A 16,377-nucleotide genomic window follows, 5' to 3' on the forward strand; every position below is an offset into this window, starting at 1 on the left:
CGGCGCCTTTTCCGGGTACGTGAGGTGCTCTTGCGTTACCTTTTCCCCGTTTCAGCGCCTTTTCCGGGTACGTGAGACTCTGTCGCGTGCCCGCTTCCTTGCTTAATCACCTGATCCCAGTACGCTGCTACACCCTACCCATCACTTTCAATCTCACCTACAGTTTCCTTCAAAACCGCAACAAGTTGATCAATCTCCTGCCTTTTAATAATAAAAGGCGGCGAGATGATGATGGCATCTCCTTGTACCCCCTCTTTCCCTGCTGAGGCGGGATATATCAATAGTCCTTTTTCCTTTGCCGTATCAATCACTTTTTTCGTAATCTGGAAGCTGCTTGAGAATGGTTGCTTTGTTTTTACATCTGCAGCAAATTCAATGCCAATCATAAGACCCTTACCGCGAATGTCGCCAATCACGGTAGAGCTTCCTAATTCATCCTTTAACTTTTGCAGTAAATAATCTCCGTTTTCCTTCACTTGCTCTACTAGATTATTTTTTTCAATAAAAGTAAGAACAGCAAGCGCCGCTGCTGCTGATTGAGGATTGGCACTCAGTGTGTGGCCGCTCATAATTGAATTGGACCCTTTTAAAATAGGAGTCATCACTTTTTCATTAGCGAGTGCAGCTGCAATCGGTGTGTAACCGGCACTAAGTCCTTTTCCAAGGGCAATGATATCCGCCTTCACGCCCCAGTGGTCCAAGCCAAACATCCTACCGGTTCTGCCTAGACCTGTCATGACTTCATCAGCAATAAACAAAATATGATGGCGGTCGCAAATTTCTCTAATTTTTTGGTAATAGCCCTCCGGCGGAACCATCACACCACCTGCAGCTCCGACTATTGGCTCCGCAATAAAAGCTGCAATCTGATCAGCACCTACGCGCTCAATTGCTGTTTCCAAATCACTTGCACAAAATAACTGACAATCTGGATACTTTTGTCCAAAAGGACAACGGTAGCAATAGGATGGGGCTACAGTAGGGCAGTCCTCTAATAGATGAACAAACCGTTCCCTTCGTTTCACGTGGCCTGATAACGATAAGGCCCCCATGGTGATACCATGATAACTAATCCATCTTGATAAAATTTTATTTTTCCGATAGTTCCCTTGCTCTTGCCAGTGTTGAATTGCCATCTTCATTGCAGTTTCCACAGCCTCTGAGCCGCTATTAACAAAAAAAGACCAATAATCTTCATCGGCATTAATAAGGTCGTTTAATTTTTGGGCAAGCCTTTCCGCCGGCTCAGATGTGAATTGTGAGCGATAAACAAAAGAGACTTTTTCCGCCTGCCCATGCATAGCCTGAATGATTTCAGGATTCGCATGGCCTAAGCTTGCCGTGACTGCTCCTGAGCAGCCATCAATATATTTTTTTCCATTATCATCAAAAAGGTAAATTCCATCACCATGACTGACTGTTGGATAAAACTCATTCATCATTGGCTTGATTAACAATGAACGCTCCATAAACTTTCCCTTCTTTCTGTGGAAACAATGAAGTAAACGGAACACGAGATCATACCCGCATCCCATCGACCATTCCTTCAGATTTTAGAACAAGGGGACGGTTCTCTTGTTCCATTTCAGGATCTAAAATAATTCCTTTTTAATAATCGCGGAATGGCCATTAATGCATCGTACGTAATTATTTTGCCAATTTGTTTTGTGTCGATTAGAATCAATTGATCTTCTATTTCCTCGATAATCTTTTCCGACTGATATTCCATCCCGCATGAATTACAGGTAATTCCCGGAGTATTAGTGATTTCTATGGCCCGTGAACCATCTGGAAGCTCCCAAAATACGGTACATGTTGTTTCTTGTGCACTTGGCGCTTCACACCATTCACAATTCATTTTTTCACTCCTTTTCTTCCTTTTCCTGATTGGTAATTATTAGGGAAACAGAAGAACCGTCCCCATGTTTTTCCCCATGCTTTTCCAATAGGGCTTGGTACTTTTTCTCTTTCAATTCATCGCGCTTTTCCCGTTTTTGTTTTAACGTTGAATAGTTTGGATTTTGTTTGAAGTTTTCGCGGCGATTATAGCGTTGCAGTGACTTCGGAACAAAGTTTAATTGTTCATCATTCATTAAGGAGGTAATTCCAACCCTTGATGGTGCACTGATGAGGCCTGGGAATACTTCGTTAAAATAGTCATCTGCCCGTCCGGCCACATAATTTTCCGGCTCCGGATAAGTGGTAATGACTCCTTCAAAATTGCGGAGCACCGTTTTGGTTGGACTTTGTGATAGTAAATAATTAGGCTGCAAAGCAATTTTTCCACCACCGCCTGGTGCATCAACAACAAAGGTGGGGACGGCATATCCAGATGTATGTCCGCGCAGTCCTTCAATAATTTCAATCCCTTTTGAAATTGGGGCTCGGAAGTGGCCAATTCCTTCTGATAGGTCGCATTGGTAGATATAATACGGGCGGACACGGATTTTCACGAGTTGGTGCATAAGCTTTTTCATGATTGGGACGCTATCATTAATACCGGCAAGGATCACAGATTGATTGCCTACCGGGACGCCTGCATTGACCAGCATTTCACAGGCACGCTTTGAATCTTCGGTGATTTCAATTGGTGAGTTGAAATGGGTATTGAGCCAAACGGGATGATATTTTTTTAGAATATTGCAGAGGTTTTCAGTGATTCGTTGTGGAAAAACAACTGGGGCTCTTGTTCCGATTCGTATGATTTCAACATGTGGGATTGCTCGTAAGTTCTTAATAATATATTCAAGAATATTATCGTTAATTAATAAGGCGTCACCTCCAGAAAGGAGAACGTCCCGGACCTCCGGTGTATTGCGGATATAGTCAATGGCCCCGTCAATCTGTTTTTTCGGAACACCCATCCCGATTTGTCCTGAGAAACGGCGGCGCGTACAATAACGGCAATACATGGAACATTGATTGGTGACTAGAAATAGCACCCTATCCGGATAACGATGAGTTAAACCGGCTACTGGTGAATCCTCATCTTCTTCCAATGGATCTTCCAAGTCATATTTTGTTTTGTAGATTTCCTTTCCAACTGGAACAGACTGCATTCTTACCGGGCATCTTGGATCTGTAGGATTCATTAATGATGCATAATATGGGGTAATATTTAGTGGAATTGTTTTTGTGGAAATTCTAACGCCTTCTTCTTCTTCAGGTGTAAGGTCAATCACCTTTTTTAAATCATCAAGTGTCCGTATCGTATTTGTTAACTGCCAAATCCAATCATTCCATTGTTCCTCTGAAACGTCCTTCCAAAGCTCGATATCCTTCCAATGCCTTGATGGCTTATATAAATCATGAAGCATCTCAGTTTCCCCCTTTGATTACGTTTTACAGTTTATATATGCAAGTTTTATGCCAACATATAAAAAGGGGTAATAATAATTCTTTTTAAAAAAAAGCATCCAACCTCATTGCTGAATTTTCAGCACATTGACTGGCCTGGGTGTGCCAGATAGTTAGCACTGTGCCAAAAAATCAGCATCAATCTGCTGCTAAATCCTTCACCCAAACGTTCATATCCTCTAATTTGTTATGAAAAATATAACAATTATTCGTTAAGCGCCCATGATATTGATATCCAAGTTGAAAAAAGGCTGCATTCATCCCATATGAAAGGGCTCGCGCAAGAGAAAATGCACAATAAATACCGCTATTCTTCAAATCATTTTCAAGCTGTAAAAGCAATTTCTTCATTAACCCATACTTGCGGTGCTCTGGCAAAGTTGCACAATCTGTTAGTTCAGCATGATGTAGGGCCTGATTAATTTCAGCTGAGGCTGCGCTAACCAGCTTGCCGCCACTTTCAGCTTTGTCTTTATCTTCACGTTCAACAACATAAAAACAAGTCCCGCTCTTCATCACTTTTGCTACATATTCAGGATGATTCATTGGTGTTGGATATATGGAAAACACGGTACCATAGAGTTCCGCCAGCCTTGTTGCATCCTCGACTTCAGCTTTTCGAAAACGGTAATAAGAAGGAATCGCTGCTTCCTCTGTTTTCTTACCTTTTTCATAAATTGCTTGAATAATAGCGTCTTCCTGAAGCCAACTTGTGCTGGTCCGCCTATCAGCTTCTCTGTAATGTGTCATGATATAGTTATCCGAGCCATTAAAAAAGCCATTGATGACTCCTTCTAATTCAAAACCTTGTGAAAGTAGCCATTGCCAATGCTCATTCCTTGTATAGAAAATAAGCTTCGTAAATTTGAAGCTCTCCATTTGGTGGTGCAACTCGGGAACAATCCTGTTGATATTGCCGCGATAATCATCAACACGAAGGCGTTTATTAAAATAATCAATGTAAAGCTGAATGGAATAATGGGAAGTTTTTAATATTTTCGTTTCGTAAGTTTCCTTCATGATCTCCCTCCTTTCATTGCTCCTTATCATCACTTAAAATCCCATGCTTCTTCATTTTATATTGCAGCGTTTGTCTTGGAATCTTTAAAATGTTTGCGGCCTTCAGCACATTTCCGTTTGTAAATTTCAATGCTTCGTTGACCATATTTTTTTCTGTTTGCTCAAGCACTAACCGCAAAGGCCTTAGTCGCACTTTTTCATTGGGTGATGACGCCCTCACAACTTTTCCTTTCATAGTAGCAGGTAGATGCTCCAGCTTAATCGTATCACCATCAACCATATTCATGGCATACTCAATCGTATTTTCTAATTCGCGAACATTCCCGGGCCAATCAAGGCTTTCAAAATGTAAGATTACTTTTTCATCAATATGGATCACTAGCTTATTAAAATGATGGTTGTATTTTTTTACAAAATGGTGGGAAAGCAGGGCAATATCCTCTTCACGCTTCCTAAGGGGGGCGACCTCAATCAAAAATACATGTAGGCGGTAATATAAATCCGAACGCAATAGCCCCTTTTCCATACATTCCAAAGGATGGACATTCATCGCGACAATCACACGAACATCAACTACATAAGATTCCGTCCCTCCTACTCGGCGAATGACTCCATCCTCAAGCACACGTAAAAGTTTCGTTTGAAAGTCTAATGGCATCGCCTGGATTTCATCAAGAAAAAGGGTACCGCCATGGGCCAGCTCAAATAAACCAGCCCTGTCAACAGCTCCTGTGAAACTGCCTTTTTTTGTTCCAAACAAAATACTTTCTAGTAGTGATTCTGGTAATGAGGCACAATTCTGGGCAATGAACGGACCATTTCTACGAGGTGAGGCATTGTGAATGGATTGCACTAAGAGCTCCTTCCCAGTCCCTGTTTCTCCGTAAACGATAATCGGTGACGAGCTGGCCGCGGCCCTTTTCGCCTCTGCTTTCACCTTTTTCATTTCTTCAGAAGCAGTAACAAAATCATCCCAATGATATTTAGCACCGGAAATCACGGTAGGTTCATTTTTTTGATTAATCACCCTTTCTTGAAGCTCTTGCAACTTTTGCGATAATTGTTTGACCCTCGTTAAATCCTTTCCAATTTCAACAGCCCCTACGATCCGGCCTCCTACTTTAATCGGCAAGGTTGTATTAATGGTGTCAATCAGCTGACCTTTACTATTCTTATAGGTCTGTGATTGTTGATAGATTGGTTTTCCTGTCTTAATGACTTTTAGTAATGTACTCGTTTGACTATTTAATGATGGAAATACATCAAGAACATGCTTTCCTAGCACCTCTTCGATTTCAGTCCCATCATGGCCTGCCGCCACTTTATTATAAAAAATCGTAATGCCCTCCGAATTAACAGCATGAATCGCTTCATCAATACTACCTAATATCGCCTCAATCATTTGCCCTGTCTCAAATGATTTTAAAAACATATAACAACACCTCAATTCTTTGAGCTTCAAGGGCGGAAGAGACAAGCACTTTTTCCCCTTGCTTCAATGAATTGGAAAAATTAATATGCTCCTATTATGTATATTTTTCTATGGCCTTTCCTATTACCTGAAGCAAGAAACTGAGTGGTGCACAGCCCGAGTTATGTATGAATGTTGTTTTTCTTTCATAAAATGTAGCATGTCTATTTATTTGAAAGGAAAGCGATTCGATGCAATTATATAATTTACGTTTATCAATGTTTATGAGATACACCCTGCCCATTGAGGCTGAGTTAGAAAAACACAAGATATCTCTCTATAAATTAATGAAACGTTCTTTTTTTGTTTCCATTGGTGCTTTGTTTGTAGCTCTTGGATTGAAGAGTTTCTTAGTGCCAAATCATATTATTGATGGTGGAATCGTCGGAATTTCAATTATTTTTGCGTATGTAACAGGCATCAGATTAGAGTTATTTCTGCTGATATTAAACCTTCCGTTTCTTTATCTAGGTTTAAAAAAGCTGGGTATAGGCTTTGTGATCACAACATTGATTGGCTTAAGCCTTTTATCTCTTTGCATTTCTTTTCTCTATAATGTACCTGTACCAACGCACAATTTATTTCTTGCCTCTATTTTTGGTGGAATCCTGTTGGGATTTGGAGTAGGCATGGTCATTCGCTATGGGGGTTCCCTCGATGGAACTGAAATTTTAGGGATTTTAATCAACAGGGCAACAACCTTTTCTGTCGGCGGAGTTGTCATGTTTATTAATGTTTTTATTTTTATTAGTGCTGGTTTTGTTTTTGGCTGGGATAAAGCCGTATATTCCATTCTTACGTATTTCATTGCATCCAAGATGATTGATGTCACAATTGACGGTTAGTAAATTAGTAGATTTTTCTTTACATTTCATACATAATAACAATAATACTACTATAATTATAGCAATCCAGATTTTACGAAAGGAATAAACACTGCCAATGATAGGGATTGAAACGTTATTCTTAAATGTACTTTTTCTAATATTTTTCTTTTTGTTCATCCCCTTACTAATTGAAAGAAATCATATTGTAATATCGCAAACGAAAAAGAAGTGGATTAAAATATCATTGGCCGCAGCAGCTATTTTGTGCTCAATGTTATTTCCAATTGACTTTAGAAATGGTGTCATTTTTGACCTTAGATCGGTTGCGGTGATCGTCGGCGGATTATACGGTGGTATATCAGGTAGTCTCTTTTTGTTAGCATTCACCATTATTTCCCGCTTTATAATCGGTGTCAGCAATGGTGCTTATTTATCTATGATTATCTTTACGGTAATTGTGCTTTTCTTGCTCTTGTTTATAAACAAATTTAATAAGGCACCCATGAACAAGAAACTATTGATTGGTTCTGTTTATACATTAATTTCAGGACTATTGATAATATTTGCACTTAATAAATTTTCCCACATCTCTTTTCCAGTTCAATTTATTTTCCATTTTTTAATATTACATGTTATAACAGCTTTAATCTTAATTTATGGAACCGAAGTAATTAGGGAGGCTAGCAATCTCCATATTCGTATAATAAAGGCCGAGAAAATGGAAATCGCTAGTCATCTATCATCCTCCATCTCTCATGAAGTACGTAATCCACTAGCAGTTGTTAGAGGCTTTTTACAATTAATGAAGCAAAATGAGCTTCCCGAAGAACAAAAACATGAATTCCTAAGTATCTGTATCGATGAGATTGATCGAGCGAATGACATTATTCGGAATTACTTGACCTTTGCCAAACCAGCCCCGGACCAGATTGAGACATTAAGTGTGAAGGATGAATTGGAAAAGGCCATTGGAATCATTACACCATTGGCCAATATGAATTCGATTGAAATTGTAAAAGAAATAGACAAGCCCTATTTTATAAAAGGGGACAAGCAGCTTTTGCAGCAATGTCTATTAAATATTACAAAAAATTGTATAGAAGCCATGCCGGGTAGCGGCAAACTTTATATTGGAACAGTTGTGGATCATGAACAAATTGTCATCAAAATTAGCGATACCGGTGTTGGAATGTCCGAAGAACAGCTTTCCCGCTTAGGCGAGCCCTATTTTACGACTAAAGGACGGGAAGGTACAGGACTTGGGATGTTATCGGTTATTCGAATTATCGAAATGCTAAATGGCAGCATAAAAGTAACAAGTAAGGTTAATGAGGGAACAACTTTTTGTATTTCCTTTCCTATTATAATGGACTGACCTAAAAAGAATTGGAGAAGCTATATGTAATAGCAAGAAAAAATGAGGTGTAAAAATAATGGAGCCAATATCAGCAAATGCTTCAAGAACGTTTCAAACGAGACTAGTCTTACCACAAGATACAAATCATATGGGGTCGCTTTTTGGAGGAGTTGTTATGTCCCATATAGATGAAATAGCCGGCATTACTGCCATGAGGCATAGCAAAAGTGTAGTTGTTACCGCTTCTATAGATACTGTAAACTTCGTCTCCTCTGCTAAAGTTGGGGATATCCTATTTCTTGAAGCCAGTGTCATTTCAACCGGAAGAACCTCCATGGAGATCTATGTAAAGGTAGAAACTGAACATCTCGAAACAGGCATAAGAACGCTAACGACAAATGCCATAACAACAATGGTCGCCATCGATGCCAACAAAAGGCCTACCCCTGTCCCCGGCGTTATACCTGAAACAGAGGAGGAAAAGAAACTTTTCAACGAAGCCCAAAAAAGAAAAAAACGGCGTTTATCCATAAATGAATGAGGCTGACTCCTTATTGAGTCAGCCCTTCTTCTTAATATACCGGCTTTTTCAAGATTCCTAATAACAGACCGGACACAATGGCACCAATTACAATGGCTAGGAGATACAAAAGCCAGTTTCCATCTACAAGTGGAATCACAAACACACCGCCATGTGGTGCCCGTAGACCTATATGGAACATCATCGATAAAGCACCAGCTACTGCCGAACCGACCATAAGGGATGGAATAACACGAATCGGATCTGCAGCCGCAAAAGGAATCGCACCCTCCGTGATAAAGGACAACCCCATAATGTAGTTCACTTTACCTGCCTGCTGATCCTCTTTGCTGAATTTTTTCTTAAAAAATGTAGTTGCAATCGCAATGCCGAGAGGTGGCACCATCCCTGCAGCCATAATAGCTGCCATTGGCGCATAAACGCCATTTGCTAATAACCCGGTACCAAATACATAGGCTGCCTTGTTCACCGGTCCCCCCATGTCAAAAGCCATCATTAAGCCCAAAATGATACCAAGCAGCATCGCATTTCCTGTTCCTAGACCTGATAACCATTCAGAAATAGCTGTATTCAAGGCTCCAACCGGCTTATTAATAATGTAAATCATAATAAACCCGGTTAAGGCAATTCCTAATAAAGGATAGATTAGGATTGTTTTAATACCTTCAATCGATGCAGGGAGTCCCGCAAATACTTTCTTCAAGCCAACAACTAAGTAACCAGCTAAAAAGCCTGCGACAAGTCCACCTAAAAAGCCAGCTCCTCCATTGGTAGCCAACAAACCGCCAACCATACCAGGGGCAAAACCTGGACGATCCGCAATACTCATCGCAATAAAGCCTGCCAAAACGGGCACCATCAGTGCAAATGCATTCCCGCCACCGATGGTCATTAATGCTTCCGCAATAGGATTATAGGTTGGATCATCAGGCTTTGCAGAATTAAAACCAAACATAAAGCTAATCGCAATTAAGATTCCGCCGCCAACAACAAACGGAAGCATATTGGAAACACCATTCATTAAATGCTTATAGATCGTTGATCCGACGCCTCTACCTTTCGAATCCGCCTCTCTTTCCTGGCTGGTTTTTCCACTGCCCTGATAAACAGGCGCCTCCTGTTTTAATGCCTTTTCAATTAATTGTTGAGGCCTTCTGATTCCGTCAGCCACAGGGGTTTCGAGGACATGCTTTCCACTAAAACGGTCCATCTCAATATTGGTATCGGCCGCAACGATCACTCCAACCGCGTTTTCAATTTCTTCTGGTGTTAAGACGTTTTTCGCTCCACTTGACCCCCTCGTCTCGACCTTAATATCCACGCCCATTTCGGCAGCTTTTGCTTTTAAAGAATCAGCGGCCATATAGGTGTGGGCAATGCCTGTTGGACAGGCCGTAACCGCGACGATAAATTGTTTTTTCCCTGCCATGGACTGCTCTTCTTCTTTATCCTCTTCATCATTCCGATTGATAATATCAACTACATCCTGCTCGGTAGCTGCTTCTAAAAGCTCCTTGCGAACTTCCTCTTTCATTAGTATTGTTGCTAACCTAGACAATGCCTCTAAATGAGTATTGTTGGCCCCTTCAGGAGCAGCAATCATAAAGAATAAATTTGAAGGCTGTCCATCAAGCGATTCATAATCGATGCCGCTTACCGATCTTCCAAATGCAATAGCCGCCCCTTTTACTGCCTTCGTTTTGGCATGGGGGATGGCAATACCCTCACCAATACCTGTTGTACTCTGTTCTTCCCTTGCTATAATAGCCTTTTTATATTCTGCTCTATCAGCCAACTTGCCGGCATTGTCTAATACGGTGACTAACTCTTCGATGACATCTGCTTTTTGTTCGCTTTTTAACGAAAGATTGATGGTGTCTTTCGTTAATAATTCCGTTATTCTCAAGACAATGACCCTCCTTATGTTATTGCTTCTTTGTGGTTTTTACTTCTGAAAGAAGGCTTTCCACCTTCTCGCGTGTACATAAACCAATTGAAAAGGCCGTGGCACTACCAGCCGCAACGCTATAACGAAACGCTTCTTCTAAACTTTTTGCTTTTTCAAAGGCTGCTAAAAATCCAGCTACCATCGAATCTCCAGCGCCAACAGAACTTTTCACTTCCCCTTTTGGTACAGTGGTCGAAATGATATGATCCTGGCTAATGAATACAGCACCTTTTTCAGCAAGTGAAACAATAACATTTTGTGCGCCTTGGTTTATAAGCTCCTTTCCATATGGAATAGCCTCATCAACTGAAGTAATAACCGTATTAAATAGTTCTCCAAGCTCATGATGATTTGGTTTAATAAGAAATGGCTTAAAAGGAAGCACCTTCTTTAATAACTCCCCTTCTGCATCGACAACAAATCTAGTTCCATTTTTGCTGCAAATTTGCACAAGCTCTTCATATGTAGTTTGCGGCATCGAAGTTGGGATGCTGCCGGCCAACACAAGGGTATCTTCACTTGTAAGTTCGTGAATCTTTCCTTTTAACGCATCAAAGTATTCCTTCGTAATATTGGGTCCTTTTGCATTAATCTCTGTTTCCTGATCAGCTTTTAACTTGACATTGATCCTTGTATCTTCCTTGACTTTTGCAAAATCTGTGTTGATCTGTAATGACTTCAAATAGTTTTCGATATACTCGCCTGTGAATCCCCCTAAAAATCCAAGAGCCACGCTATCAACACCAAACCTTTGCAGCACTTGGGAAACATTAATGCCTTTTCCACCTGGAAATTTAGATTCACTTTTTGTTCGATTCAAATCGCCTAACATAACTTGGTCCAGTTCGACAATGTAGTCGAGCGATGGATTTAGAGTTACTGTATAGATCATGAATGTACCACCTTTTTGAAGCAAAATAAAAAGCCTGAGAAACACCCTATTACACAGTATTTCCCAAGCTTCATTCTATCATTAATTTAAGAAATCAATTTTAAGCCTATAACAGAAACGATGATTAATGCAATAAAAGCAACCCGCTTCCACTCTTTTGGTTCACCATATAATAACATTCCTAAAATGGCACCGCCGGATGCCCCGATTCCCGTCCAAATAGCATAGGCTGTCCCCATTGGCAATGTCTTCATAGCAATGGCCAAAAAGAGAAAACTTCCGCTGAATCCAAAAACGAGAAGCAGTTTTGCCTGCCAATTTCGATCGCGATGCAATTTATTAATCATAACAACACCGAACATCTCAAAGAAGCCGGCAATAAATAAAGAAATCCATGCCATTAAGACCGTTCCCCCTCTTCAACCGTATCCTTCGTCACTAATTTCAAGCCTATGACCCCTACTAATAAAAGGAGAATAAAGATAATTTTCTCTATTTTAAATGGCTCGCCAAAGAAAATAATATCGGATATGACCGTTCCAGCCGTTCCCATCCCAACAAACACGGCATAAACCGTTCCTACTGGAAGCTTCTTACCGGCCATAATCATAAAATAAAAGCTTATAAAAATGGAGATCCCCGTTCCAATCCACTCCAAAATACTAGTAGCATGCTTTAAACCGATCACCCAAAATACTTCAAAAAACGCTGCAAAAAATACGGTCAGCCAGCTTTTATTCATTTATATGGTCCCCCTTTTATTTTCAAACTCTATAAACACAAAAAGAGCCCGAGAGATCGCTATTATAGGACCTCCTGGGCTTTTATCCCTCCGTGACACAGCTATTGCTGTGAGTTTTCTCTCGGACCAGCCCAAAACTAGAAATTTTGCGGAACCCTAGAAAACATTACTTACAATTATACATGCCTTTTGCGATTAATCAAGGCTTTGCTCCTACTACATTCGCCGCGACCCTTGTCCACCTAGTTTCACATAATAGTAAAAAGAAATAAAAGTGTGGTGAATAAAATCGTTATTATTTTCTTATTATCTGGTTTTGTGTTTTTTTTAAGCTTGGTTTTCGTGTTGGAAATTTTGGGTACAAGTAAAGAATCTGAATATCAACAGTGGAGATTGGGAGTTGATAGTCCTTACTTTTACAGTAAAACATTTACTATTAGTGATCATGACATTCATATTGAGGGATATCAAGAAGTTCTAAATGAAAGTACACCCATCCATTATTCGGTTGTCAAGGTAACGTGGTGGGGAAAAATAAACGTATACCAGCATACAGAGGTCTATCATAATTATAAAAGACCAAATCCATTCAATATAACGTTTACGGACTTGCCCAACGGAGAAAATTATCGGATTTTTATCTATAACTATGGGAATATTGCCCAAGGCGAATTTAAAATTATAAAAAATTAAAAAGCTGACCCTAATTGTAAAGGGTCAGCCTTTTTGATTTAATCATCTGTTCCTTCTTTTTCATTGTCATTGTTGTACCATTCTTCTTCCCACTCATCCGCTTCATGTTCAGAACACCATTGGTACTTTCGCTTTTTAAATGTTTCAATATAATTTCTTAGCATCTTATATCTTGTTATCTTTTGCTCGGTGGTGAGCGCCCCCGCCCATGCATACGTTTCTATTAAATCAACGTAATCGCGGTAAATTCGATGATAAATTTGGTCTAACCTTCTCATTTGGGCTCGTGTTAACTTTATATTCTTCGTGCAATCCATTTCGCTGTCTTGAATATAACCGCCTGCTTCTTTATCATCTGTTATATTCTCAGCTAGTGGCAGAGTTGAACTAGAAAAAAGTAACGGAATCCCTAAAATGAAAGCTGCTAATGTCTTTTTCAAATTTATAGACCCCTTTTATTTATATAGGCAATTTTTTAATCATCGTAACGGTCATCATCCCCGTTGCCATCATCATCGCCGTCATCACTATCATCACCAGCGCCATCCATACCTTCTTTTTCAACTTCTAAAACTTTACCGGTTGCTTTATCAATTTCTACTTCTAAAATGTTCTTGTTCGCGTCTTGAATAATAATTTCATAATAGACTCTGCCATCGTCTTCTTCCGTTTTAGCGTGCAGCACTTTTCCGTTTACTTTCTCTAATGCAATTTTCTTAGCCTCAGCCATACTAATACCGCCCTTTGCATCCACATTCAGGGCGGTGATATTGACGCCAAATGCAAATCCTACTACTGCCATCATAAGTAAAAATGTCTTTTTCATCGTATGTAATCCTCCTTTTTTCTTTTTAGTATTCGAATGAATTTTTTCTTTTATTCATCTTTTGCACATGAAAAAAAGACCGTCTATAAAGACGATCTCCTTTGCTCTTCTTCCTCACATTCCGTTTTTTCGTTTTCTGTATTCGGCATCGATTCAAAGCGAATTCCACTCAAAAGCATACCCGCTCCAATGAAAACCACACTAGCCGCACCAAGTAAGGCAGCATTGAAATTGTGGGTAAAAGATGATAGAACCCCAGCTATGGTCGGCCCAATCATTTGACCGATGGCATAAATTGCTGTTAGATAACCAATAATTTTGCTGCTGTTTGATGGATTCATCTGTCGAGCCAACGTTGTCGCAATCGTTGTGATACCCATAAACGTAGCTCCAAACAATATAGCGCTAACGATTAGACTAGTTTGTGAGTCCCAAAAGGTTGGCATCGCAATTCCGACTGATTGCAAAGCCATTGCTAAAACTAATGACCTAATGAATCCCCACTTTTTAGCAAGCAACGACCAAATGATGCATGACGGAATCGCTGCCAGCCCCACTACCATCCATACGAAGGAGGGATTACCGCTAAACGCCGACGTTTTTCCGGCAATTGCCACGATAAACGTCCCTGTAACGATATAACCTAATCCTTCCAAACCATAGGCAACAACTAACCATGGAAGCCATTTCGCAGGAGGCAATTGTGCCTGTGTATGCACGTTCTGTTTGCCCATTTTTGTAACAATGTTCGGAGTATCTTTGAGCCATATCCAAATAAAGGATGTAAGAATTCCACTAACTGCAGCGACACTTACCCATGCCCCTTCCCAATGAAATAAGCGGTTTAAGCTGGGAATGATAAGACCAGTTAAAAAAATTCCAAGGCCCACACCCGAATAGAATAAGCCTGACCAATTTGTCTTACCTTTAGCGGCCAGTTGATCCAACACAATACTCGAAGCTAAAACAAAGATAAATGCACTCGCAACACCTGAAATAAAACGAATCACTAGCATAAGTGAATAAAAATGCGAAAGGCCCATTACCAAAGTGGTTAGGATACTGGCCAACAAACTTAAACGTAAATACATGGTTTTATGCCGTTTCAACGGCAAAATGCCCGCTAAAATTGCCCCGACGAAATATCCACCATAATTACTCGTAGCAAGATAGCCTGCCACTGCATCAGAAAAAGCAAGATCATTTTGCATCAGTGGCAGAATCGGTGTATAGGCAAATCGCCCAATCCCCATGGCAACCATTAAAGACAGTATCCCGCCGATTAAGAACAGATAAGGCTTCTTATTCAAATAACGCTCACCCCCAATATCAAATACCCCGCTCCTGAAAGTGGGAGATTTCGACTGAACGAAGTTACATTATTTATATTCCCTTTATGAAAAAACATCAAGTATTTATTTTTATTTTTCTTACAAAAAAGCAAGGGAACATTCCCTTGCTCTTTATCATTTACAATCACTTTACCTCAGCCCAAAGCTCTAACGGTAAATCGACTAAAATTCTACCAACTTGTTCACGAGCGATATTGTTAGATGGAGCCATCGGAATGCCGGCTCGTGCATCTCGGTACAATCGTTCGAAAATCCCTTCTTTGTACCCATACCCGCCCGCAACATCCATAGCAATTCGGGCAGCATAGTCTGCTACTTCAGATGCTTGAACTTTAAATTCCGTAACATCAACGGTTAATTCAAAGATTGATTTCCCTTCAGCAAGCAACTCATCATAATGTCTTGCTAAATCTAATTGCCATGCTTTTAAGCCAGATATTTTGATTTTTACCTCGGCCAACTTTTGGCGAATAACTTGATGATCGGCAAGACTTTTGTTGAAACCCTTGTTCACCGTTTTCGTTACATGCTCAATCGCTGCAGTTAAAGCACCTTGTGCTACACCAAGCCATCCCGAAGCAATTCCTAATAAATAAATGGGGTTTATCGCTTCATTCATAACTTCTTTCCCTAAGCCTTCGTGGCCTAAATAATCACGCTGATTTACTTTTACATTAGTAAAAGTAATCGGACCACTATGATTTCCTCTTACCCCTAATGCTTTCCAGGGCTTAGCTGTAATTCCTTTATCATGTCCATCTACGATAAAATAGCTAACATCACTTGGGTCGTCTGTATCTGGTGTTCTTGTCTGAACGATATAAAAGTCAGCTTGCCCGCCGCTCGTCGTAAATGATTTTTCGGCATTAATAAGATAATCTTCCCCATCTCGCTTCGCTTGGCTTAAGCTGAACCACACATGCCCCCTGGTATCCTTTTCACTTATCGAGTAAGTACCAATTACACCTTCCCGTATCGGCAATAACCAGCGTTTCTTTTGGTCGTCATTCCCGTATAATGAAATTGCCTGCGAAGCTCCTATATGCATCGCATACACTAAAGCGGTAGACGCATCGACCTTCCCGATTTCTTCTGCAATGATTGCGAATCCTAAATACCCAAGATTAAGCCCACCCCACTTTTCTTCAAATGTGACTGAATTCCAACCTTCCTTCGCTAAGGCTTCTAAATTTTCTCTTGGAAATTTCCCTTCACGGTCAATAATTTCTGCATTAGGTTTAATAACTTCTTCAATGATTGGTCTAACTTGCTGCCTAATTTCTTCAATATATGCTCTTGAATATGGATTTTTTGATATGGCTATTTTACTCATTCTCCCATTCCCCCTATT

Annotated in this window: 17 protein-coding genes and 1 riboswitch; of the genes, 4 read left to right on the forward strand and 13 right to left on the reverse strand. The window is 40.2% G+C overall.

The window, feature by feature from the left end; all coding sequences use genetic code 11:
• Positions 1-134: 134 nt before the first annotated feature.
• The 5 genes from ACNQFZ_RS09945 to ACNQFZ_RS09965 form a co-directional block, all read right to left on the reverse strand.
• Positions 135-1,469, reverse strand: coding sequence for an aspartate aminotransferase family protein (locus ACNQFZ_RS09945; RefSeq protein ID WP_458415093.1), 1,335 nt, complete (start codon positions 1,467-1,469; stop codon positions 135-137).
• Positions 1,470-1,585: 116 nt separating this feature from the next.
• Entirely contained in the window at positions 1,586-1,858 is a 273-nt protein-coding gene (locus ACNQFZ_RS09950) for a YokU family protein (RefSeq protein WP_458415094.1), read from the reverse strand.
• Positions 1,859-1,862: 4 nt separating this feature from the next.
• Positions 1,863-3,317, reverse strand: a complete 1,455-nt coding sequence (gene kamA, locus ACNQFZ_RS09955; RefSeq protein WP_458415095.1) for a lysine 2,3-aminomutase — start codon at positions 3,315-3,317, stop codon at positions 1,863-1,865.
• Between the two features lie 178 nt (positions 3,318-3,495).
• Positions 3,496-4,377, reverse strand: a complete 882-nt coding sequence (gene ablB, locus ACNQFZ_RS09960; protein ID WP_458415096.1) for a putative beta-lysine N-acetyltransferase — start codon at positions 4,375-4,377, stop codon at positions 3,496-3,498.
• A gap of 13 nt (positions 4,378-4,390) precedes the next feature.
• Entirely contained in the window at positions 4,391-5,809 is a 1,419-nt protein-coding gene (locus tag ACNQFZ_RS09965; protein ID WP_458415097.1) for a sigma-54 interaction domain-containing protein, read from the reverse strand.
• A 230-nt stretch (positions 5,810-6,039) separates the two neighbouring features.
• On the opposite strand from ACNQFZ_RS09965, the gene ACNQFZ_RS09970 reads away from it, so the two are divergent.
• The 3 genes from ACNQFZ_RS09970 (at position 6,040) to ACNQFZ_RS09980 (ending at position 8,573) form a co-directional block, all read left to right on the forward strand.
• Positions 6,040-6,693: a YitT family protein gene (locus tag ACNQFZ_RS09970; protein WP_458415098.1), complete on the forward strand. Its 654-nt coding sequence runs from the start codon at positions 6,040-6,042 to the stop codon at positions 6,691-6,693.
• Between the two features lie 97 nt (positions 6,694-6,790).
• Positions 6,791-8,050 (forward strand): ATP-binding protein, encoded by a 1,260-nt coding sequence (locus ACNQFZ_RS09975; protein ID WP_458415099.1) that lies wholly within the window; start codon positions 6,791-6,793, stop codon positions 8,048-8,050.
• A gap of 58 nt (positions 8,051-8,108) precedes the next feature.
• Positions 8,109-8,573, forward strand: coding sequence for an acyl-CoA thioesterase (locus ACNQFZ_RS09980; protein ID WP_458415100.1), 465 nt, complete (start codon positions 8,109-8,111; stop codon positions 8,571-8,573).
• Between the two features lie 31 nt (positions 8,574-8,604).
• Here the strand turns inward: ACNQFZ_RS09980 and ACNQFZ_RS09985 are convergent, their stop codons facing one another.
• The 4 genes from ACNQFZ_RS09985 to ACNQFZ_RS10000 form a co-directional block, all read right to left on the reverse strand.
• A complete protein-coding gene (locus ACNQFZ_RS09985) occupies positions 8,605-10,479 on the reverse strand; it encodes a PTS fructose transporter subunit IIABC (protein ID WP_458415101.1) in 1,875 nt (624 codons plus the stop codon).
• Between the two features lie 19 nt (positions 10,480-10,498).
• The gene (gene pfkB / locus ACNQFZ_RS09990) at positions 10,499-11,413 is read right to left on the reverse strand and encodes a 1-phosphofructokinase (protein WP_458415102.1); all 915 of its coding nucleotides are present in this window, start codon (positions 11,411-11,413) and stop codon (positions 10,499-10,501) included.
• Positions 11,414-11,499: 86 nt separating this feature from the next.
• Complete coding sequence (locus tag ACNQFZ_RS09995; RefSeq protein WP_458415103.1) at positions 11,500-11,814, reverse strand: DMT family transporter; 315 nt, start codon at positions 11,812-11,814, stop codon at positions 11,500-11,502.
• Positions 11,814-12,155: a DMT family transporter gene (locus ACNQFZ_RS10000; RefSeq protein WP_458415104.1), complete on the reverse strand. Its 342-nt coding sequence runs from the start codon at positions 12,153-12,155 to the stop codon at positions 11,814-11,816. Before ACNQFZ_RS10000 ends, ACNQFZ_RS09995 begins: the two co-directional genes overlap by 1 nt.
• Positions 12,156-12,224: 69 nt before the next feature.
• Positions 12,225-12,326, reverse strand: a riboswitch (guanidine-I (ykkC/yxkD leader).
• A 105-nt stretch (positions 12,327-12,431) separates the two neighbouring features.
• Here ACNQFZ_RS10000 and ACNQFZ_RS10005 point away from each other — a divergent pair.
• Positions 12,432-12,848, forward strand: a complete 417-nt coding sequence (locus ACNQFZ_RS10005; RefSeq protein WP_458415105.1) for a hypothetical protein — start codon at positions 12,432-12,434, stop codon at positions 12,846-12,848.
• A gap of 38 nt (positions 12,849-12,886) precedes the next feature.
• Here the strand turns inward: ACNQFZ_RS10005 and ACNQFZ_RS10010 are convergent, their stop codons facing one another.
• The 4 genes from ACNQFZ_RS10010 to ACNQFZ_RS10025 form a co-directional block, all read right to left on the reverse strand.
• Positions 12,887-13,288: a DUF2680 domain-containing protein gene (locus ACNQFZ_RS10010; RefSeq protein WP_458415106.1), complete on the reverse strand. Its 402-nt coding sequence runs from the start codon at positions 13,286-13,288 to the stop codon at positions 12,887-12,889.
• A 35-nt stretch (positions 13,289-13,323) separates the two neighbouring features.
• Positions 13,324-13,674: a PepSY domain-containing protein gene (locus ACNQFZ_RS10015; RefSeq protein ID WP_458415107.1), complete on the reverse strand. Its 351-nt coding sequence runs from the start codon at positions 13,672-13,674 to the stop codon at positions 13,324-13,326.
• Between the two features lie 83 nt (positions 13,675-13,757).
• Positions 13,758-14,984 carry a YbfB/YjiJ family MFS transporter gene (locus tag ACNQFZ_RS10020; protein ID WP_458415108.1) on the reverse strand — a complete coding sequence of 409 codons (1,227 nt, stop codon included), beginning with the start codon at positions 14,982-14,984 and terminating at the stop codon, positions 13,758-13,760.
• Positions 14,985-15,150: 166 nt separating this feature from the next.
• A complete protein-coding gene (locus tag ACNQFZ_RS10025; protein WP_458415109.1) occupies positions 15,151-16,359 on the reverse strand; it encodes an acyl-CoA dehydrogenase family protein in 1,209 nt (402 codons plus the stop codon).
• Positions 16,360-16,377: the final 18 nt, after the last annotated feature.

It is taken from the genome of Schinkia acidoalkalinis (genome assembly GCF_054301215.1).

Bases quoted from the DNA above. Each gene is read 5' to 3' on its own strand.
- ACNQFZ_RS09945 (WP_458415093.1), bottom strand. From the start codon at position 1,469: ATGGAGCGTTCATTGTTAATCAAGCCAATGATGAATGAGTTTTATCCA.
- ACNQFZ_RS09950 (WP_458415094.1), bottom strand. From the start codon at position 1,858: ATGAATTGTGAATGGTGTGAAGCGCCAAGTGCACAAGAAACAACATGT.
- kamA (WP_458415095.1), bottom strand. From the start codon at position 3,317: ATGCTTCATGATTTATATAAGCCATCAAGGCATTGGAAGGATATCGAG.
- ablB (WP_458415096.1), bottom strand. From the start codon at position 4,377: ATGAAGGAAACTTACGAAACGAAAATATTAAAAACTTCCCATTATTCC.
- ACNQFZ_RS09965 (WP_458415097.1), bottom strand. From the start codon at position 5,809: ATGTTTTTAAAATCATTTGAGACAGGGCAAATGATTGAGGCGATATTA.
- ACNQFZ_RS09970 (WP_458415098.1), top strand. From the start codon at position 6,040: ATGCAATTATATAATTTACGTTTATCAATGTTTATGAGATACACCCTG.
- ACNQFZ_RS09975 (WP_458415099.1), top strand. From the start codon at position 6,791: ATGATAGGGATTGAAACGTTATTCTTAAATGTACTTTTTCTAATATTT.
- ACNQFZ_RS09980 (WP_458415100.1), top strand. From the start codon at position 8,109: ATGGAGCCAATATCAGCAAATGCTTCAAGAACGTTTCAAACGAGACTA.
- pfkB (WP_458415102.1), bottom strand. From the start codon at position 11,413: ATGATCTATACAGTAACTCTAAATCCATCGCTCGACTACATTGTCGAA.
- ACNQFZ_RS09995 (WP_458415103.1), bottom strand. From the start codon at position 11,814: ATGGCATGGATTTCTTTATTTATTGCCGGCTTCTTTGAGATGTTCGGT.
- ACNQFZ_RS10000 (WP_458415104.1), bottom strand. From the start codon at position 12,155: ATGAATAAAAGCTGGCTGACCGTATTTTTTGCAGCGTTTTTTGAAGTA.
- ACNQFZ_RS10015 (WP_458415107.1), bottom strand. From the start codon at position 13,674: ATGAAAAAGACATTTTTACTTATGATGGCAGTAGTAGGATTTGCATTT.
- ACNQFZ_RS10025 (WP_458415109.1), bottom strand. From the start codon at position 16,359: ATGAGTAAAATAGCCATATCAAAAAATCCATATTCAAGAGCATATATT.